16 protein-coding genes are annotated in these 20,770 nt (G+C 60.1%); 3 read left to right on the plus strand and 13 right to left on the minus strand.

The features are described from left to right. Positions 1–12: 12 nt before the first annotated feature. The 9 genes from KJQ12_RS14545 to KJQ12_RS14585 all read right to left on the minus strand — a co-directional run bounded on the left by KJQ12_RS14545 (position 13) and on the right by KJQ12_RS14585 (position 12,800). Positions 13–960, minus strand: a complete 948-nt coding sequence (locus KJQ12_RS14545; RefSeq protein ID WP_213485406.1) for a carbohydrate ABC transporter permease — start codon at positions 958–960, stop codon at positions 13–15. A 16-nt stretch (positions 961–976) separates the two neighbouring features. Next, the gene (locus tag KJQ12_RS14550; RefSeq protein WP_015255681.1) at positions 977–1,891 is read right to left on the minus strand and encodes a carbohydrate ABC transporter permease; all 915 of its coding nucleotides are present in this window, start codon (positions 1,889–1,891) and stop codon (positions 977–979) included. Then, positions 1,888–4,449, minus strand: a complete 2,562-nt coding sequence (locus KJQ12_RS14555) for a DUF5696 domain-containing protein (RefSeq protein ID WP_425315981.1) — start codon at positions 4,447–4,449, stop codon at positions 1,888–1,890. The genes KJQ12_RS14550 and KJQ12_RS14555 overlap by 4 nt, the downstream gene beginning before the upstream one ends. A gap of 12 nt (positions 4,450–4,461) precedes the next feature. Next, the gene (locus tag KJQ12_RS14560; protein WP_015255683.1) at positions 4,462–5,088 is read right to left on the minus strand and encodes a YIP1 family protein; all 627 of its coding nucleotides are present in this window, start codon (positions 5,086–5,088) and stop codon (positions 4,462–4,464) included. After that, the gene (locus tag KJQ12_RS14565) at positions 5,081–6,544 is read right to left on the minus strand and encodes a hypothetical protein (protein WP_213485409.1); all 1,464 of its coding nucleotides are present in this window, start codon (positions 6,542–6,544) and stop codon (positions 5,081–5,083) included. Before KJQ12_RS14565 ends, KJQ12_RS14560 begins: the two co-directional genes overlap by 8 nt. A 14-nt stretch (positions 6,545–6,558) precedes the next feature. Continuing rightward, entirely contained in the window at positions 6,559–7,434 is an 876-nt protein-coding gene (locus KJQ12_RS14570) for a carbohydrate ABC transporter permease (RefSeq protein WP_213485410.1), read from the minus strand. Between the two features lies 1 nt (position 7,435). Then, complete coding sequence (locus KJQ12_RS14575; protein ID WP_015255686.1) at positions 7,436–8,392, minus strand: carbohydrate ABC transporter permease; 957 nt, start codon at positions 8,390–8,392, stop codon at positions 7,436–7,438. An 18-nt stretch (positions 8,393–8,410) separates the two neighbouring features. Continuing rightward, positions 8,411–11,311 (minus strand): extracellular solute-binding protein, encoded by a 2,901-nt coding sequence (locus KJQ12_RS14580; RefSeq protein ID WP_213485413.1) that lies wholly within the window; start codon positions 11,309–11,311, stop codon positions 8,411–8,413. A 97-nt stretch (positions 11,312–11,408) separates the two neighbouring features. Beyond that, complete coding sequence (locus KJQ12_RS14585) at positions 11,409–12,800, minus strand: ABC transporter substrate-binding protein (RefSeq protein ID WP_213485415.1); 1,392 nt, start codon at positions 12,798–12,800, stop codon at positions 11,409–11,411. 294 nt (positions 12,801–13,094) lie between these two features. On the opposite strand from KJQ12_RS14585, the gene KJQ12_RS14590 reads away from it, so the two are divergent. Next, positions 13,095–13,850: a response regulator transcription factor gene (locus KJQ12_RS14590; RefSeq protein WP_015255689.1), complete on the plus strand. Its 756-nt coding sequence runs from the start codon at positions 13,095–13,097 to the stop codon at positions 13,848–13,850. Positions 13,851–13,970: 120 nt separating this feature from the next. Beyond that, a complete protein-coding gene (locus tag KJQ12_RS14595) occupies positions 13,971–15,377 on the plus strand; it encodes an MATE family efflux transporter (RefSeq protein ID WP_213485416.1) in 1,407 nt (468 codons plus the stop codon). A gap of 62 nt (positions 15,378–15,439) precedes the next feature. Here KJQ12_RS14595 and KJQ12_RS14600 read toward each other — a convergent pair whose 3' ends face one another. The 4 genes from KJQ12_RS14600 to KJQ12_RS14615 are packed head-to-tail and all read right to left on the minus strand — an operon-like array spanning position 15,440 to position 19,684. Further along, positions 15,440–16,612: a serine hydrolase domain-containing protein gene (locus KJQ12_RS14600; protein ID WP_213485418.1), complete on the minus strand. Its 1,173-nt coding sequence runs from the start codon at positions 16,610–16,612 to the stop codon at positions 15,440–15,442. Then, on the minus strand, positions 16,609–17,547 hold the full coding sequence (gene sigJ / locus KJQ12_RS14605) for an RNA polymerase sigma factor SigJ (RefSeq protein ID WP_015255692.1): 939 nt from the start codon (positions 17,545–17,547) through the stop codon (positions 16,609–16,611). The genes KJQ12_RS14600 and sigJ overlap by 4 nt, the downstream gene beginning before the upstream one ends. A gap of 46 nt (positions 17,548–17,593) precedes the next feature. Then, a complete protein-coding gene (locus KJQ12_RS14610) occupies positions 17,594–18,904 on the minus strand; it encodes a phytoene desaturase family protein (protein ID WP_213485420.1) in 1,311 nt (436 codons plus the stop codon). Between the two features lie 30 nt (positions 18,905–18,934). Further along, the gene (locus tag KJQ12_RS14615) at positions 18,935–19,684 is read right to left on the minus strand and encodes a MerR family transcriptional regulator (RefSeq protein ID WP_213485422.1); all 750 of its coding nucleotides are present in this window, start codon (positions 19,682–19,684) and stop codon (positions 18,935–18,937) included. A 100-nt stretch (positions 19,685–19,784) separates the two neighbouring features. Between KJQ12_RS14615 and KJQ12_RS14620 the strand changes: the two genes are divergently transcribed. Beyond that, positions 19,785–20,696 (plus strand): Hsp33 family molecular chaperone HslO, encoded by a 912-nt coding sequence (locus tag KJQ12_RS14620; RefSeq protein WP_213485424.1) that lies wholly within the window; start codon positions 19,785–19,787, stop codon positions 20,694–20,696. Positions 20,697–20,770: the final 74 nt, after the last annotated feature.

Consider the following 20,770-nt stretch of genomic DNA (forward strand, 5'->3'; position numbering starts at 1 on the left):
CGCCCCCTCTTCTTACCCGACAAGTCCGGTCCGTTCGATGCTTTCCACGAAGTAACGCTGCACGAACAGATAAATGATGATCAGCGGCAGGATGGCCAGCAGAATGCCCGTGTCCTGAACCATGCTCTGGTAGAACGGATCCTTGTTGGTCGCGACGCCGCCTTCAAGGAAGATCGACAGATTGTACGGCAATGACGCGAGCTGCGTTGACATGACTTTGCTCGACGTCAGATAGGTGGTCGTGAAGAAGCTGTCGTTCCATTGCCAGACGAACGAGAAGAGCAGCACGGTGACGATGGCCGGCACCGCGTTCGGCAGCATGATGCGCGCGAACGTCGCGCCGACGCCGGCGCCGTCGATGTAGGCGGCCTCCTCGATCTCCCTGGGAATGCCCCGGAAAAATTGCCTGAAGATAAAAATGAACAGCCCCGCCTTGAGCGAGTTCGCCGTTACGGAAGTCAGGATGAACGGCCAGTACGTATTCAGCAGATTGACGGTTTTTCCGGTCAGCAGCGGAATGAGTCCCATCAGACTGAAATCCTTCAGGTTCATGTAAATCGGAATGAGTATCGTCGTGGGCGGGACGAGAATCGTCAGCACGACCCCCGCAAAAAGCAGATTGCTGCCTCTGAACTTCAGCCGGGCGAACGCGTATCCCGCGACCGCGCTGGAAGCGGCGGTCAGCAGCGTGGTCGTCCCGGCCAGCGCGAACGTGTTCACAAGCGTCTCCCAATAATCCATGATCGAGATGGCCTGCCTGAAATTGTCCATGGTGAAATGTTCGGGTATCCAGACCACGATCGGCGAATAGAGATCCGTCTTGTCCTTGATCGCCGTCGATATTTTCCGCAGAATCGGGTACAGGATGACATACGACAATCCCGTGATCAGCACGAGCCGGATCAGCGACCACAGCCATCGCTTCCAGCTCTCCGGCGACAACAAGCGCGCGATCGTCAACTTGAGCGCCCCCCCTCTATTCCTGATAGAAAACTCTTTTGGATACGAAATACGTGGTAATCAGCAAGATCAACATTACGACCGCGAAATAGATCCAGGCCATCGCCGAACTGAGTCCGAAATCGAAGTTGTCGAATCCGGTCGAGATGATCAGATCCGTCATCGCATTCCGGGAGAACGAGTCGATGATCGTATAGACGACGTTGACCAGGATGAGCGGGCTGACCATCGGGAACGTGATCTTCCAGAACGCCTCGTATCCGGTCGCTCCTTCGATCTTGGACGCTTCATAGAGCTGGGGGGAGATCGTCTGGATGCCGGCCAGGAAAATGAGAATCTGCACGCCCGACTCGCTGATGATTTGATAGATGCGGTCGACGGCCCCGGTCAGATACAGGACGATCGTCTCGCTCACGCCGACTTCCAGCATCATCCGCTCCAGTTCGAAGGATCGCAGCACATTGATCGGGCCGCCGGAAGCCGCGTTCTGATTCATGATGGTCTGCACGAGGCTGGAGGACTCCAGATTCGCGATGATGCCGGAAGCGAGAATGACCGGCAGGAAGAAGATCGCCCGGGCCAACGCTCTGCCGACGAATTTCTGGTTGAGCAGAACGGCGAGAAACAGACTGAAAATGATGATGAGCGGCACGTTCACCACCATGTTGACGACCGACTCGGTGAGCGTGCGGTTGAAATTCGGATTGACCGTCAAGGCTTCCACGTAGTTCGCCATGCCGACGAACCGGATCGTCATCCCCTTCGAATCGGCATCGATCGCGCTGAGGCTGTACCGCAGGGACAGGATGAGCGGTACGGCGAAGAAGAAGACGAACCCGAGCAGCCATGGCAGGACGTACAGGAATCCCCAGATTGCTTTCTGCTGCGCATAGGTCAACGGTTTGCCGCCGAATCGCATGAACCGTTTCATGACCGCTCGCCTCCCGTCACATAGCTCTCGGCTTCAATCGTCCGGCCTTCCGCCGTCACCGGGTGTCCGTTGTAGTTCACGATGACCGACATGCCGCTTTCGTAGACCGTCTTGAATACGCCTTCGTCCAGTTTCTCATGGGCAACGATCCGCTCGTGCCGGACGTCTTTCAGCACCTCGTTCACTTCCCGGTAGATGTCGGCCGCCTTATCCATCCACAGCGCATAATGGACGGCATACAAATCATGGTGATCCGTATCTTTCACCTTGTAGTTCGGCTCATGGATCCAGGTGAAGGATACGCCGGATCCGTACTCCAGACAGCGGAGCACATATTGCCGCTCGTTCGAATAGTGCGAGAGATTGAACGGCGCTCCCGTATAGTCGATGTATCCGCGGATCACCATCTGGTAGAACGGAATCGTCTCGTCTTCGATCTTGAATCCGCTGCTCGCCAGCGGGGCGTTCGTAATGTCCGTCACATAAGGCAGCGCGTACGCGTTGCCCCCCTCGGCCATGATGTTCAGATCCGCCTCGTGAATGCGCTGCAGCGCGCGGACGGATATGCTCTCAGACTCGGCGCGGTCGATCGTCCGGCGTTTCCGGTAATCGCTGTTCAGACGGTCGGCGAGATCCCGCAGCGAGATGCCGCCCGTCTCGTACGCGGCTATGCCGTCGAGCATGCCCTCGACGTAGGAACCGACCAGCCTCGGGGATACGACATAGGACGGCGATCTGCCGACATCCCGCCGGCCCAGCGCCGGATCCAGCGGATAGATCGCGGCGGGCACGCCCCGCAGCGTCCGGGCGGCATCCTTGGATTCCCTGAAACTTTTGCCCGAATGGGCCATCACGACGGCGACATCCGGGAAGAACGAAATCCCCTGCTCCCGGACGAACGCCGTGAATTCCCGCAATCCCCGGCTCCCGCCGACCGCCCGGTCAACCGCGATGCGTTCGGGAACGCTGTGATCGAGTCCGCCGTTGAACCAGCCGGCGTACTTCAGGTTGATCCGATGGACGCCGCGTTCCTGCAGCCGGCGGATGATGGTCTTCGCCTGCTCGAACGTCGTCAACGGTTCGAGCGCACGGTACGGAATGCCGACGACATGCTTCTTCTTGTCGATGCTTCCGATCAGCTGCAGATAGAACGGCATGTCCGTTTCCCCATCCGTCTCCCGGTCCGTCTGCCGCCGGGGCAGTCCGCCCGTGCGCTCCAGATATTGCTGATAATATTGGGCCATTCCCGCATACGACGCCTCCCGGCCGCTCAGGAACGCGTAGCGGATCGTAAAATCCGTCCGCACCGGACGCTCCTGAAACTTCGGCAGCGTGCGGTGCTGATCGTCCGCCTGCAGCGTCACTTCATCCTTGTTGATCATCTGAAAGCTCGGGTACACATAGTTGTAGCTGTTCAGCCGGCCGGCGACGTCGGCGTTGATGGACGCGACGGAAGCTCCCTGCTCGATGATCGCGAGGAAGGCGCTTTCTCCCTCCCGGATGATGCCGAACACCGGCAGCCTGACCGCCTGCTCCCGGATCGCATCCTCGGTCCTTTCCATCGTCAGATCGGTTCCGTACACCGTTTGCCGGTAGGCCGGAACCATCGTTTTCCCGTTGTTGAAATGAATGAGCGCGCCGGAACCGTCCGGAACGAAGATCGAGCCTCTGTCATCCTGTCCTCCCGCCCCGAAGAAGCTGAGGACGGAAACCTCGCCTACGGGAAAGCCTTCGGGATACCGGATATCGGCGACCGGAACGTTGACCAAGAGATTGTCGCCGTCCAGGGTGTATTCGATCGCCGCCAGGAAGATCCGCGCCTCGGGTTTCTCCTGCGTGAACCCGAGCTCCTCCATGTCCTGCTGCAGGTCTTCTTCCGTATAGCCGGCGTCTTCGAACGCTTTGAACGTGCGGGCAAGCTGCAGTCCGCTCAGCGCGCTGTCGTTCCGCACATAGACCGGTTTGTCGGGGTCTTTCTTGTATGCAATGGTCAACGCGCGCTGCCCCGTCCGGTCCAGCTTGCCCGACAGTTCCTTGAAGCGGGCTTCGCTCAGCATCAGCGGCAGATCGGCGGCCGTCCGTTCGGCGGTGCCGAATTGCCAGGTCACCCGGACACCGTCCGGGATCGGTTCGAACGCGATCTGCTTGTGGGCGACGCTGTCCGTATAGGTATTGATCGATTGAAGCTGTCCGAATCGGTTGTAATAGTCCAGTTTCAGCTGCGCCGACAGCAAGTCTTTGTTGACTCCGGAAGCGATCGGATCCTGATCGCGGTCGGGCGGGTTGCTGTGCCAGATGTCCCCGCTCCGCTTGTCGCGGACGGCGATGGCGCCCGTCTGGTCGTCCACGAACAATTGCAGATATTCGTTCTCGGCGATGCCTTTCATCCCGGACAGCTGCGCATCCGTAAAGGAAGCGGCAAGCGGCGCTCCCGGCGTGAACGCATCCGATGTCCCCGCGGTTTCGTCCGCCGCTCCCGGATGGGAACCTGAGCAGCCCGCCAGACCGATCATGGCCGCGAGGCACGCGATCAGCAGCGGTTTTCTCACCATGCGCATTCCGCCCCCTCTTCAATACCGTAAGGAAATCTCCTGATAAATGACGGTGACGAACGAGACGATCTGCTGAAGCAGGCTGAAGAAGAGCAGACAGATAAACGCCAGGAAGCCGATTGCCACCACGGTCAGCAGCATCGTCCCGACCGTCTTGGCGGGCGTATATTGATGCACCGTCATATTTCCGACGAACAGCAGATACAGCGACCAGAGGACGGCGACGCTTTCCGAGAAATAATAGAAAGCCGCTTCCTGCAGCGTGATCGCGTTGCTCAGCCAAATCCAGGGAAAACGGATGATGATCATCGGGATGAGCGCGAAACAGGTGGACGCAAAGATCTCGACGAACTTCCCTTCACCATCCATCAGCGTCGTGAGCGACCAGTTGGCCACGCACCAGAACAGGACGGGCACGGCCACATAGACGATCTCCATCAGGCTGTTCATGTCGTCCGGGTTGTACAGATGAACGACAAAGCCGCTGTACTGGCTGCTCAGGATGTTGGTGGCGGCCATCAGGACCAGAATGGCAAACGAAACGATCAGATTGGCTTTCCTGCTTTGTTCGTACTTGAGTTCCCAGTAACCCGCGAACGGATGGAAAATGAGATAGAACGGGAACCGGACAAGCGCTTTACTCAAGGGTTGCGGCCCCCTTCCTTCTCAGCATCTTCCTCAGTTTCTTCAGCAGCAGCAGACCGGCGGTCACCGCCATGGCCGCCGACAAGACCGCGGGCAGATACTCCCGGAGCACTTCCTTGCGGCGGAGCTGGAACGCCTTCGAATAGTTGCGCTGATCCATGCTCAGCTTGAAATACTGCATCGCTTCGGCATATTTGCCCTGGCGCAGCAGCGCCTTCCCGATGCCGGAGTAGGCGAATTCCAGGTTCGCGTTCATGTCGACCGCCTTGCGGAACAGTTCGACGGCCCGCTCCTCGTCCCCGCGGTAGTAGCTTCTGACCGCTTCATTGAGCGTGCTGCCGTATTCCGTCACCTGGAACAGCGTAATTTCGCCGAGCGCCTTGTCCAGAACAAGGAAGTCGTCCCCCAGCCGTTCAATGGCGACCGGCGTGTTGAATTCGCCCCGTTTGTTCCCCAGCCCGCCGAAAACGTACATCAGATGTCCGTCGCCGTTGTACGTGAAGATGCGGCCCCGCTTGGCATCGAGCACGGAGTAGATCTCGCTGTCCGCCACGTCGATGTCCACCAGCCGGGAAGGGCCGGCGCTTGCCGTGTAGCGAATGTCTCCCCGCGGGCTGAAATAGCCTTCCCTGCGCAAAATGTCGTTTCCGTGCGCGTTCAGCTTTTTGATCGTTTCCCCCCATTGATCGCCGTTCGTCGCGTAGATGAATCCTTCTTCATTCATGTCCAGGCTCGTAAATTCCGTCGGCACGAACAGCACCATCCGGCTTCGCTGCTCGCGCGTCGAGATCCGTTTCCAGAACAGTTCGACCGGATCGACCCGGACGCGATTGGCGCCGATGAAGGAGGTGAACGTTCCGTCGGCGTTAAATTCCATGAAGCCGTCAAACACCCCGACCGCCAGCACGTACAGCCGCTGCGCCTTGTCGGCGGCAATCCTGACGGGCTGGAATACGAAGTTGGCCGGAAGCAGTTCGGATTCGGGCGACTCGATCACCTTCACCAGATGGAGCTGACGGTCCAGATGGACGATGCGCCTGTTCCCGGTATCGGCGATCAGCACTTCCTTGTCATCCGTCACGAAGATCCCCTGGGGGTTCGCGAACGTATCCTCATGTCCGTCCCGGACGAAGGAATCAATGACCGACGCCGGCTGCAGCTGCCGGTCCAATACGACAATCCGGTTGTTGCCGGAATCCAGCACATAGATGTCACCGTCCGCCGTAACGAACAGATCGTTCGGTTCCTTGAACGGCCCGACGCCGAGATCCCGGCCGTTCAGCAGCGCGGCCGGCAAATACGGCGCGGGCGAACTGACCGTATCCCCCCAGAAGGAGTAGTTGTAGGCCACGGGGACGCCGTCGGCCCGGGCGGCCGCTGTGCCCATGCCCGCGCCGAGCAGACCGGCCATCGCCAGGAGGACGACGACGTGTTTGATCCGCATGCTCATCCGCATCCTGCGCCCCCTTCCTAATCTTTCATCCCGGATGAGGCCATCGTCTGAATGACGTTGCTCTGGGAGATGACGAAGAGCGTGATCGGCACGATCATCAGAATGAGCGCGACCGCCGCCCCGACGCCCGCCCGGGCGATGCCGCCGAGCGAAATTTGCCCCAGCGCGTAATGAAGCGTCTTCAGGTTTTCGCTGTAAATGAAGCTGCCGCCGTCGCTTCCCCACAGCATCGGGAACTGCAGAATCATCAGCGTCAGCCACGCCGGTTTTACGTTCGGCATGACGATGCTCCAGTAAATCCGGTATTCGCTCGCGCCGTCGATCTTGGCCGCTTCCAGCAGGGCGTCCGGAATCTGCTCCATGAACTGCTTCATCAGGAAGAGGCCGAGCGAGAAGGCGAGCGACGGCACGATGATCGACGCGTGCGTGTTGATCCATCCGAGCCAGGACATGACCATGTAGTTGGGAATGGCGGTGACATGACCCGAGAACATGAGCGACAGCACCACAATCGAGAACAGCGTCCGGGAACCCGGAAAACGGTACTTCGCCAGCGGGTAGGCCGCCATGGAGGCCAGCAGAATATGTCCGGCCGTCCCGATGATCGTAATGAGCAGTGTGTTGGCGATGTACCGCGACAGCGGCACCCAGGAGTTCCCCATCAGGGCCACCAGGTCGTAGAAGTTGTCCAACGTCGGATTGCGCACGAAAATCCGCGGCGGAAAAATAAACAGTTCGTCCAGCGGCTTGAACGCGTTGTTCACCGCGTAGATGAGCGGGATGGCCGAGAAACAGCCGAATACGCCGAGAAACGCGAACAGAATGAAACTGACGGTGAACGAGCGGTTCAACCTTCTGCGGATGCGAAAGGCCGACCACAGTTTGTAGGTCATGTCATTCCCCCACCTTCCGCAGCAGCTTCTGCGTCATCAGGTTCGTCCCGATCATGATGAGGAACAGAACCGTCGCAATGGCGGACGCATAGCCCATCTCGAAGCGGATCGTGCCGTAGTCCATGAGATGGGTGACCACGGTGTGCGCCGCATAGTTGACGCTCGGGAACCCCGCCAGCGCGATCGAGATATCGGCGACGGCGAAGGAGGCGGTGATCTGCATGACAGCGCCGAACATGAGTTGCGGCCGCATGGACGGCAGCGTGATGTACCACAGTTCCTGCCAGCGGTTCTTGATGCCGTCCACCGCTCCCGCTTCGATCAGCGTCTTGTCGATCGTCTGAAATCCGGCGATGAAGGCGAGGAAGCTGGTGCCGAGGCTGAGCCACAGCTGGACGATGATGACGATGGACAGGATATACTTCTCGTTCGTCAGCCATTGGATCGGCTCCAGAATGAAACCGTACCGCATCAGAAAGCCGTTCAGATAACCGTAGCTGTCGCCCGAGAACAGGATCAGCCAGATGAAGAACACGTTCCCGGAGATGGACGGCGCGTAGAACACCAGCGTCATGAAGGCCCGGATCTTGGGCGACAGCTCGTTGATGATCCAGGCGAACAGGAAGCAGGCGAGATAGCTGACCGGACCGGTAATGAGCGCGAAAATGAACGTATTCTTCAAGGCGATGATGAAGATGTCGTCATCCAGAAAGAGCCGCGTATAATTCTGCCACCCCACGAATCGGGGAAATTCGAGCATGTTGAAATAGAAGAAACTGAGCCCCATCGAGACCACGACCGGTATGACCGTGAAGGTAAAGAAAATGAGCATGTACGGGCCGATCAGGATGTAGTAGTGCCTGTTTCGCTTCAACTCTCGCACCAGACCGGCCAATCGCGACTGCTTCTTCGCACGGGAAAGGCCGGGCACGGTGTGTCGGGCCGTTTCGGCTTGCATGGGCTCACCCCCGGCTGCTTAAGGCAAATTGAACTCTTTGCGCTTGAGCGCGATTTCGTCGTTGATGTACAGGACATAATCCGACAAGGCTTCGCGGGGATTCTCGTTCGCATTGACCACCCGGCGGAAGGCGTTGTCCAGATGTCTGCCGGTGAAGTATCCGCCCGGCACTTGCGGAATGCCTTTGACCCATTTCCATTGTTCTTCCAATTTCTTGTAGTCTTTGACCGGCCACGGCAGTTCCGCGAGCGCCTCGACATTCGCCGTCGGGTAGCGCGCCGCCTCGCCCATGAGCGCCTCCATCTCGCGGCCGTACATCATCTGCGTGTCCTTGTCCGTCCACCACTTCAGGAACGTCCAGGCCGCGTCCTTGTCTTTCACCTGCCGGAGCATCACGGCGGCGGTGGTGTGGCTGGCCACATCATGGCGCACGGTTCCGTCCTCCCGCACCGTGCCGGGGACGAGGGTGAATTCCCACAACCCCTTGATTTCCGGCGCGAATACCGAGAGCATGTTGTACATCGTATAGTCCGCTATGCCGATCGGCATCTCGCCCGTCCGGAACCGGTTCGGGAAATCGGCGGTCAGCGGAAACTTGTAGCTGGTGTAGAACTGCGTCCACCGTTTGAACACGTCCATGGACGTATCCGAGTCCAGCGCGCTGCGCTTCTGGTCGTCCGTGTAGAACTCGCCGCCGTTCTGATAGAGCAGCATGGCGAACGCCGCGTTCGGCACCAGGTTCGCGTTGTTCAGCGTGTTCTCGAGCGGCAGGTAGAACTCCATGTTTTTCTTCTGCAGCACGGAGATCATGTGATAGACCTCCTCCCACGTCTCGGGAGGCGTCAGGCCGAGCTCCTCCAGAATGTCCTTGCGGTAGAACATTACCGGGAACATCTGCTGCTCCGGCAGCGCATACACGCCTCCGCCGTACCGGTAAGGCGTCAAGGCGCTTTCGCGGAACCGTTCCGCCACTTCCGCAAAATCGGGGAACGTAGACAAGTCGATCGCCGCGCTTCTCATGGCGTAGTTCACCGGCACTTCCTCGCCGACTTGCAGGGCGACGTCCGGCCCTTCGCCTGCCAAAGTGGCCGGGAGCAGAATCTCCGCCGGCACGAGTCTGAGCTTCACGGCAATGTTCGTCTCGGGCGTAAAATAGTCGTCGATCAGCCCTTTGAGCACCTGCGCCTGATCCCGCCCCGTCGTAATCCAGACCGTGATCGACCGGTCCCCGCCGCCGATGTTGCCGATGCTGTCGTAATCCTCGGTGTACGAGGCGACGAGGGAGCCGAGTTCGTGCTTGATCCTCTCCAGCAGCGTCGCTTCCGCGCGCGGAGGTTTCCGGTCGGGAGAGTAGATGACCAGATAATCCAGCGTCAGCGGCTGCTCCCGCACGGTCAGCAGCCAGGTGCCGAGGGCGCCGACATTGATCTTGAAGGAATTCAGGCGTCTGGCGACGGTCTCCGGATGCGCCGCCATTTCCTCCAGCTGGTGGACCATCGTATGGAGAACGGCGACTTTGTCGCTCCGTTCGCCCGTCGTCTGTTCCAGATAATCCGCCACGCTGCGGATCGTGTCGGCCTGCTTCCCGAGGACGTCCAGCATGTCCGGAATCCGCTTCTCCAATTGATAGTCGCGGTAGGGATCCGGCGTGTTGGACGTGATCATGACGATTTTCCGATACAGCTCGTTAAGCTGAAGCACGCTCGACTCGATCGTCCGGATGAGCGGCGCGATCTCGCCGAGGGTCACCTGCATGCGGATCCGGTGCTTGCCTTTGGTCAAATAAAAGAAATAAGGCTCCTCCTCGCCCAGGACGTCCGTTCTCCATTTCATGTCGAAGTCAAACCGGACCCGCTTCATTTCCCGGAACGGATATTGTCCGTCGATCATGATGCTGCGGGTGGCGAACAGGCCGCGCAGCTGGTCCTGTTTGCGCTTCAGCGCGATATGATACAAGCCGTCCTCTTCCACTTCGAACTCCCATTCGATCCACTGACCGGGAAGCTTCCAGTTCAGTCCGCCGATGGTGTTGATCCGGATCTTGGAGACGTGGTACGGCTCGACCGACGAACTCGACCGGTCGGCCAGCGGATACAGGGTCGGCGACGACTTGAGCACCGCATCCTCCGCCTGGAGGATCACAAGTTGATTGCTGGCCGGCTTCAGCCCATCCGCTTCATAACCTTTCCTGACCTCTTCGTACGACTTAATTTCCGGCTCCTGGTACAGTTCGATGTAATCGATGGCCATCGGCTCCCGCAGCGCCGTCAGGGTGATGCGCTGCACGCCCCTGTCGAAATGGAACGCGTACGGCTCGTCGACATCCCCTTCGCTGTCCGTGAACGAAGCGATCCGCCAGGCCGGTTTCTCGACCTGGGTCGGCCGCAGGTCGTTCCCCCGGTCGTCCCGGCGGATTTCATCGTGCCGATTGCCCCATGTCCGGTCGAACAGCAGCAGTTCCGCCCCTTTGAAAGGGATTTCGCCGTTGATGCTGAACGACCGCTCGACAGCCGAACTTTTGCCCTGAACCGGATAATAATGAATGCGGATGTTGTACAGCCCCGGGCGGCTCACCGGAACATCCCAGCTGATCGAACCCGTCTCCGGCGTCAGGACGGCTGTCCCGTCGAGCCCTTCATAACGGTCCACAACCGCGAAGCCGTCTCCGACGGTCTCGACAAAGTCCTCTCCCTCGATGCGGATCACGTCGTCCGGCCGTTCCGCGCCGGCATGGCCGGCCAGGTAACGGTCATACCCGTTGCCCAAGCTTTCGTCCGTCACGGCAACGAAATCGGCCATCGCCCGGACGCGCCCGCCGCTGCCGGAGCCATCCGAACGGTTAAACATCCAGACAGACAAAAAAAGAACGGCAAGCACGAGTGCAAGGTACGCGTACCTCTTCTTGCGGATGTTCACCATTCTCCTCTCCTGCGACACAAGATCGAAATTGGACGACAGTCCCCGGATAGAAGCGTTCTATGCGGGGACTGTCGGTCACCGTTCCGTTTGCGCGTGTCTACGATCCGTACACTTCGTCGATGGCCGCCTGGAATACCGGCTTGTATTTTTCAACGACGGTGGAAACCGACACGCCGCTGTTCAGCTCGCCTTCAAAATCGTAGTAGCCGAGGTTCGGGAAGGTATGGTGATCCAGCACGAGCATGTTGGGCGCGACCATTCTCGCGTTGTTGATGTCGTCTTCATTCGTGAACAGCGTCTCGTACCAGCCTTGGTCCGGGTAATCGTAGACCGAATCGATATCGTTGATTTTCTCCCAGATATACATGAGCTGTTCGGGATTCGGAATGGCCTTCGGGATCGTGAGCGCCTGGTACAGCGCCTCGAAGGAATGGTACTCCGTCGCGCTCGGCCCCTTCGGGAACGGCACGAAGCCGATGTCGGCGTCCGGCATATCCGTCTTGATGCCGCTGAGCTCCCACAGCGCGCCCGCGTACATCAGCGTGTTGCCCTGGCGGAAGAACTGGCCGGGCTCCGTCAAGTCGCCGCCCTCCGTCGGCCTGCTCACCTGTTCGGTCACCAGACGGGAGACGAAGTTGAGCGATTCGAGCGTCTTCGGATCATCGAGATTTTGCTTGTCATCCTTCGTGAGCGACGTATTGTTGGAAGCGAGCGCGAATTCGAGCAGCCCCCGGTTGGCGAGGCCCCAGGTATCCAGCTTGCCGTCGTTGTTCGTATCCCGGTTGGCGTCCTTGGCCACCTGGATGAACGTGTCCCAATTCCAGTTGTCTTCGTTGACATATTCCTGCAGCGGTTTGATGCCGAGCTGATTCATCAGCGTGCGGTTGTAGAAAATGCCCTGGACCAGGTTGGCGTGGTTTTCGGAAAATCCGTAGCCTCTGCCCTGGTAGGTGTAGTATTCATTCGTCACTTTCTGGTTGAACGCGTTGGCGTTCTTCGTGTACTCGTCGATCGGCCAGAGCAGATCCTGCTTGACCAGCGCCGGCACGGTGTACGTCTTGCCCAGCCGGACGATCTCGCCGATCGGTTCGCCGGCGAGCAGCGACGCCGTCACTTTCTGCTGATATTCGCCGTAATCGATCGCAATATATTCCACCTTGAAGTTGTGCTTGGCCATCAACTCTTCCAGGTTTTGTTTCCGCTGGATGTTGTCCGGATTGTCTTCCGGAATGGTCATGTCCCACCACGACACGATCCGGATCGTCTTGCCGCCCAGATCGAAATCCATCTCCGGCGTCCGGTACACGTCATCCTCCATGTCCTCCGTTTCGTCGACCGGCTCGCCCCCGGTCTCCGTGTCGACGGTTGTCTCGTTTCCGGACGAACCGGTGCTGTCATTGTTGCCGTTATTGCTCGAGCCGCCTCCGCTGCATGCGGCCAGCAGCAGGAGCAATGCGCACAGCAGCATGGCCATGGTGCGAATCCGCATTTCGAATCCCCCTCGTTCGGTTGACTTCGCCAAAGAGTTTAGCGCTTACAAACGAGAGGCAACAACCGGACGGACACCAGATCTTTCACCCGGCAAACGATAGGATCAAAACCGGCAGACCCGCCTTGCGCCGGACTTCGGAGCCGAACTTCGGAGCAACAAGTAAACAACGGCGAGCAATGCAAAGAAAAGCACATTGTCGGTGTTCCGTGCGGTTTCCATAATGAAAACTGACAGCGTCGTCATTCCTCGAGACGACGGGCTCCGAATAATGATGGGCAGGGGGCGAACATCATGCATCCGGTGCTGCTGGTTGATCCGAATGATCATTCGAGGGAAAAAATCAAGAAGATGATCGAGCGGAACCGCTGGGGATTTGCCGTGGAAGGATGGGCCGAGACGTCTGCGGACGCCATGTCTTTGATGTCCCGGCGCCTGTTCTCGCTTGTGCTGATCAACATTCGGCGCGAGTACACCCGCGGCATGCAGTTGTGCGACCAGATCCGTCAGAAAAGCCGCATCCCGATCATTCTCGTCGGCGGAAGGAAAAGTTTCCATCTGGCCCGGAAAGCGATGCGTTACAAGGTCAGCGACTATTTGCCCGACCCGGTATCGTCCGACGAGCTGCTGCGAAGCCTGCAAACCGTCAAAAGCGAAATCGAAACCGCTTCCGCTTATCCGTCCGGCCTGTCCGGCGAAAATACGCAAGCGCTTTCTTCTCCATCCGGCATCATCGATCAGGTGAAAACGTACGTTCGGGATTCGCTGCACGAGAACATTACCCTGAAAGAGATTGCCCGCATCCTGCACTTCAACTGTTCTTATCTGGGGCAGAAATTCAAAGAACACGAGAACATGACGTTCAACGAGTATCTGCTGCGGCAGCGCATGGAAAAGGCCAAATCGCTGCTTGCGCATACGCACCTGAAAGTGTATGAGATCGCAAGCGAAGTCGGCTATTCGGACCTTGACTGGTTCTACAAGAAATTCAAAGCGTACACCGGCGTCAGCGCCAATCAATACCGGAAAATGTTCTCCGGCACCGCATGAGCCGGCCGGAACGCTCCAGATGCGGTCCCGGCTGCATTTCCATTTCTCCCCTCGCCGGGTGTATAATAGCTGGAGAATAAGGGCGTTTGTCCCGAGGGGAAAGAGGAGACCGCACATACCATGCCAACGTCACGGTCCAAGGCGGCCGCGCCCAGCCTGACGGAAGGGCCGATCGCCAAAACGCTGTTCGTCTTTTCGCTGCCGATCTTGCTCGGCAATGTGCTGCAGACGCTGAACGGTTCCATCAACTCAATCTGGGTCGGCCGCCTGCTCGGCGAGACAGCCCTGGCGGCAACGTCCAACGCGAACTTTCTGATGTTCTTCCTGATCAGCGCCATCTTCGGCATCTCGATGGCGTCGGTCATCCTGCTGGGGCAGAATCTGGGAGCGCAGCGGATTCAAGAAGCGAAAAAAGTCGTCGGCACCAGCACCAGCTTTTTCTTCATCCTGTCCATCATCACCGGCGCGCTCGGCATCCTGTTCTCGCCGCTCATCCTCGAGCTGCTGAACACGCCGGAGGAAGCCATGGACATGGCGGTGATCTACACGCGCATCATGTTCGCGGGCACGCCGTTCATGTTCGGCTTCAACCTGATCATGGCCGTCATGCGCGGCGCCGGCGATTCGAAGACGCCGTTCTATTTCCTGCTGCTGTCCACCGTGCTGGACATCGGACTCAATCCGCTGCTGATCCGGGGATACGGCCCGTTCCCCGAGATGGGCATCGCCGGTTCCGCGACGGCCGCGCTGATCGCCCAGTTCGTCAGCCTGATTCTGCTTCTGGCGTATCTGTACGGCAAGCAATACTTCCTGCGGATAACGCGGGACGAACTGCACCTGCTGCGCATGAACTGGCGGATCGTCAAGCTGACGATCCAGAAAGGCATCCCGATGGGCCTCAACATGGTGATCGTGTCGCTGAGCAACCTGCTGCTCATCCATATCGTGAACGGCTACGGCACCGAGGCGACGGCCGCGTTCGGCATCGCGAACCAGATCTCGAGCTATGTCCAGATGCCCGCACTGGCCATCGGCGGCGCGGCCACCTCGATGGCGGCGCAGAACATCGGCGCGCGCCGTTGGGATCGGGTGGGCCGCATTACCGGCGTCGGCATCGGTTTCAACGTGCTGCTGACCGGCGCGCTTGTGCTCATCCTGCTGCTGTTCAACCGCGAGACGGTCAGTTTGTTCCTGTCGGGGGACGCCGGCGCAATTGAAATCGGCATGCATATCAACAACTTGACGCTCTGGTCGTTTATCATTTTCGGCATCTTCAACGTGATGGCCGGCGTCGTCCGCTCGGCGGGGGCCGTCATGGTGCCGATGATCATCTCGTTCATCGCCCTTATGATCATCCGCATCCCGCTCGCTTCGGTACTCGTGAATTATTACGGCCTCGATGCAGTCTGGTGGAGCTTCCCGGCCAGCTTCGCGATGGCCGCGCTGCTCAACGCCCTGTACTACAAGTTCGGGGGCTGGCGGAAAGCGAAGCTGCTCGAGCAAGCGAGCGGCGCGTCGCCGGCGTAAGGCGCATGAGGAACGAAGCAGCCCGCATCCGGCAATCGGATGCGGGCTGCAATTGCTTGGGATCAATCGATGCACGCGTACGCCGCGTTGCGCACGCGGTGATGGACATACTCGTCGTAGATCGAAGGATACATCTGTTGCATGAAGACGATCGACACGCCTTCGGCCGGATCGATGGACGTCCAGGTGCCGGCGGCTCCGCTCCACCCGAATTCACCGATGGAGCTGTTGGCGCCCGCCGCGGCCGGATCGACAAGCGTCCGCACGCCGAGCCCGTAGCCGTAGCCGGCATGATGCCCGTTGGCGAAGTCGTTCATCTGCTGCTCGTTCAGGTGGTTCCGCCGCATCAGCTCGATCGTCTTCCGCCCGATGATGCGCTCGCCGTTGTACACGCCGCCGCAGGCGAGCATCTGCGTGAAGACCGCATAATCCCGGGCCGTGGAATAGAGGCCGACGCCGCCTCCCTCGTACTTCGCCTCCGGATGATGGAGAATATCGATCGGTCCGGGCACTTCGACAAGCTTGCCGTCTTCCGACTTCTGATACACGGACGCCATCCGTTCCACAATATCGCCCTTGAAGCGGTAGCCGGTGTCCTTCATTCCCAGCGGATCGAAAATTTCCTCCTGCAGAAACCGTCCGAGCGTCTTCCCGGAGATGACTTCGATCAGCGCGCCGAGCACATCATGGCTGTAGCCGTACAGCCAGCGGGTTCCGGGTTCGAAGGCGAGCGGCACCTGCGCCTTCGCCATCGCCCGCACTTCCGTCTGCAGATCGTAGTTGCCGTGCGTCTCCCGCAGCTCGTCGAGCACCCGGCGGATTTTCCGCTCCGGTTCGGAGTCGCCGAAGTGGTAAGGCATTCCGGACGTCATGGTGAACAGGTGCTTGATGCGAATCGGATTCCCGGCGGGCTCATAGTCGATCCCGCCGTCCGGCAGCTTCCGGACCACCGACGGTCCCTCGTATTCCGGAATGTACGCGGCGAGCGGATCGTCCAGCAGAAAATGCCCGCGCTCATACAGCATCAGCGCCGCCGTGCATACGACCACCTTCGTCATCGAGAACAGGCGGTACACCGTATCGGGCGTGATCGGCTTTCCCTGCTCCAGGTTGGCCGAACCGGCATAGCCTTCATACAGCACCTTCCCGTGCCGCGACACGACGCACGCGCAGCCCGGCAGTTTGTCCTCCGTAAGTCGGTTCAGCAGTTCGTCGAGCATGCGAAATCTGCTCATGAATGTCCCCCCTGCATCAGCGCCACATGGCGCAGCTTATCCGGATTGACGACGATGTAGATCGCCGCGATGCGGCCGCCCGCGTAGTCGAAGGAAGCGACGCCGATCGTCTGCCCCTGCGACTGCACGACGACGCCGGGCAGGCCGTTGACTTCGGCCAGATGAAAAGCCGCGTCCGGCGGCAGCACGTCGGGCATCGTCGCCATGAAGACGGCGATCCGCTTGCTGCCGACGACCGTGCGCGGCAGCGCGGTCACCTTGCCGCCGCCGTCCATCGTCAGCGCGGTGTCCGCCGACAGCAAATGCATCAGCCGGTCGACGTCGGCATTCGCCAGGGCGTGCACGAACTGCTCGACCAGCCGGGCCGGAGCGGCCGCGGCCGAATCCGCCGGAGGAACCTCTCCCCGCGCTTCGGACGCGCGGCTGCCGAGGCTGCGCTTCGCGCGATGGTAAATCTGCCGGCAGTTGACGCTGCTCTTGCCGACGATGTCGGCGATCTCGTCGTAGTCGTACTGCAGCACCTCGCGCAGCAGGAACACGGCCCGCTCCACGTAGGACAACTGCTGCAGGAGCAGCATGTAGGCCGTAGCGAGCGATTCCTTGTGCACGTAGGACTGCAGCGGATCGTCCGCCTCCGGAGTCCGGCCGGGCTCGCCGATGAGCGGTTCGGGCAGCCACGGGCCCTGATACAGTTCCCGCTTCTTCGCGGACGACTGCAGAAGATTGAGGCATCGGTTGGTCACCGTCTTGCACAGATAGGCGCGGACGTTGGCGATATGGTCCGACCCCGTCCGTTCCAGCGCCATGAACGATTCCTGCACGACATCTTCGGCGTCCATGACGCTCCCGAGCATCCGATAAGCCAGCGAGAACAGCAGCGGCTTCAGCGACTTGTACACCGATTCCTGATACGCGTCATCGCCCGGCACGGCCATCGCCACACTTTCCTGTAATATCCAATTTCTATTTCTCCGCGGACGCTCATCTTCCTGCCGAGGCGACATGAAGGCGCGAAACATTCTCCGTCCGGAGGTCGTCCAGCAGCTTCAGCGCCGCCCGTCTTCCGCTCGCCGCCGCCGCGTCGACCAGCAGCTCCCCGTGGCCGGCCCAGTCGCCCGCGACGTAGAGTCCGCGCACTTGCGGCACGGCCGGCCCCGGCTTGCGGTCCAGCCGGTCAATGTGGCTGTAATCGTACACGGCCGTCAAATTCGGATAGTACTGGCGCGCGATGACTTCCTTCCGCCAACCCGGCTGAATGGCGTCCATCGCCCGCTCCAGCATCGCCTCGTCCTTGCGCGGATCATGTTCCCCGATGCCGTGATATTTGACCGCGTGCACCACATAGCCTTCCTTCGCCAGCGAAGGCGTCGGTCCGGAATGGTTGGAGAAAAACACCGGTTCGTCAATGCCGAACACGACCCGGTTGCGCGGAGCCGGCAGCCGTCTGAGGCACAGATCCAGGCAGGCGACCGTCGCCGGTATCGCCTGATCTTTCCAGATCCGCAGCGCAGTCCGCTCCGCATCCCGCACGAGGCGGAACGTTTCGGACGGCGGCACGGCGGCGATGACATGCCCGGCTTCGATCTGCGAACCGTCGGTCAGGCGCAGCCCGCGGACCTGCCCGTCATGCTCGATGGCGGCGACGCCGGCCGAAGGGACCAGTTCCGCTCCCGCCCGGACCGCGGCTTCCCGCAATTGATCGACGATCGACTGCCATCCGCCTTCCACGTAGAGCACCGAATTGGGACGGAGCGATCGGCGGACCTGCCCGAGCGCCGTTCCGGCGCATTGCCGGTCGGGCGCGTTGGTGAAGGTGCCGGTGCGGACCAGCGAGTAGAGGAGATTCCGACCCATCGGCTCGCGGAAATGTTCTTCGATCCACGTGCGGAGATTGATGTTCATGACATCGTCGGCAGACGGATCGAGGCGCATGATTTTCGCAAGCGCCCGCGTCAGTTCGACCCTGGCGGACCAGGTGAAGCGGCCGTTGAACAGGAACCGGGTCAGCGGCATCACGTTTCCGTTCCAGAGGACGGACACATTGAGCGTGGGGCTGCCGCCTCTCAGCGCAAGCCCGAATTCCCGGAATATCCGGTCCGCCGCCCCGCCGCGGTACAACGCGTGGCCGCCGAGGTTGAACAAGGCGCCGTTCTTCTGAATGGTCATCGCCCGTCCCCCGAATTTCTCGGCTTTCTCCAGCACGACGACCGGCTTCCCCGCCCTGGCGAGATCGCAGGCCGCTACCAGCCCGGCAATGCCGCTGCCGATGATAACGATTTTCGATTGTGTCACAGCAATCACCCTCCGTCTTTCGTCTTACCCCTATGACAGGCCGGAGGACGAATCTGTGACAACTCGCGACAAAGATTTTTTAATAAACAAATACAGCTCCCGGTCCAGGCCGTAAATCAGCCCATCCTCGGGGTTCTCCTTGTAATACCGCTCCGCGGACCGGACAAGCCCGGGGCTTGCCAGGTCGAGCGCGTCCATGACCTCCTTCCAGCGCCGCGCCAACGCCAGCACGCCGGGATCATCCGGCGTCTTCCCCGTATCGCGGCAGCTTCGGAATTCGTCCAGCATCCGCCGGATCTCGGCCTGCTTGTCCTCATCATGCCCCGCAGCCAAGTACCGTTCGCTCAGATCATGGATCTGCCCGGCCGTAAAATGCGGACTTCGCGCCATGTTCATCATGCGCATGACCGTCAGGAACTGCTCGCCGGCCGCCGTCTTCCCCGCGCGGAAATGCCCGCGCAGCGCGCGCAGCTTATCCCGCAGTCCGACCAACGTCCGAATCTGTTCGTCCAGACGGGAAAGCTGCAACTCAAGCATTTCCGCCGGGTCATATCCGGGATCGTCCAGAATGGCTTTGATCTCTTTCAGGCGAAACCCCAGCTCCTTGAGCGACACAATCTGCTGGAGCTTCACCAGATCGTCCAGGGAATACAGCCGGTGTCCCCCCTCGGTATATTGCGAAGGGGTCAGCAGGCCGATCCGGTCATAATGATGCAGCGCGCGGACGGTGAGCCCGGCCCGCTTCGCCAGCTTGCCGATCGTCCAGCCTCGCTCGGACACAATCGTTCCCTCCCCGCAGGCATAATTGGATCTTGAACCTGACGCTGCGTCAGGATTTATAATCGGCTCCGACCGATCATGTCCTCAAGGGGGCGGAATCATGGCAGCGGAGAATCTGTTGATCAAAACATTGGCCTGTCGCCGGCAAGCCCGCATCTTTTTCGTGAACAATGCGGACCTGCTGAACACCATCTGCCGCCGGCCCGCCGTCAGAAGTAGACGGGTGCGTCATGCGTTCGCCCTGACCGTCTCGGCCGCGAGCCTGCTCTCGGGAACGCTCAAAGATCATCAGCGCCTCAGCCTGAAAGTGAAGGCGAGCCGCCCGGGATGCGCCTGGTATGCCGATGTCGACGCCCTGGGCAACGTGCGCGGGCATCTGGGCGAAGGATGGCTGAACGCGGCTCCCGAAGATCTGGACAGGCTGTCCGTCCCGCAGCTCATCGGCGACAGAGGGTTCATCCAGATGGTCAAGGATGTGGGCATGAACCGGAACGTGACGGGCATTACGGACATGCCCCGCCGGAACATCGTCGATGACCTGACGCATTATTTCAACCAGAGCGAGCAGACGCCGACCCACTTCGCGATTCATATCGACTATGATGACGACGGCGGCGTCCGGACGGGTGTCGGCGTTCTGGCGCAGCTGCTTCCCGGCGCGCCGGAAGGATTGATGGACCGCATCCGGGAAGCGGCGCGGCGACTGCCGCATATTTCGCTTTCAAATGCGGAAGGCGGTGCGTTCCGGAAGCTGCCGTTCCTTCTGTTTGACGACATTGACGTTTTGGATGAAGTCCGGGTGCAAGCGTACTGCGGCTGCTCCAAAGCGATGATGCTTCCCATGCTGCATGCGTTGGGAACCGGCGAGCTGGCCGCGGCCTGCGAACGAAACGAACCCGTTGAAATTCTGTGCCGCATCTGCGGGCAGTCCTACAGGTTCATGCCGGAAGAGATCCGGAGGCTTCTGTCCCGCGATGCGCCGTCTCCGGGTTCCGTGCCGCCATCGCCGTGACGCACAGATTCCCGCTGAATCGAGTAGGAGGGGGCGGCTAGCCCCCGACCTCTCACACCACCGTACATGCGGGT

The sequence above is a fragment of the Thermobacillus xylanilyticus genome (assembly GCF_907165215.1).
Taxonomy (GTDB): domain Bacteria; phylum Bacillota; class Bacilli; order Paenibacillales; family Paenibacillaceae; genus Thermobacillus; species Thermobacillus xylanilyticus.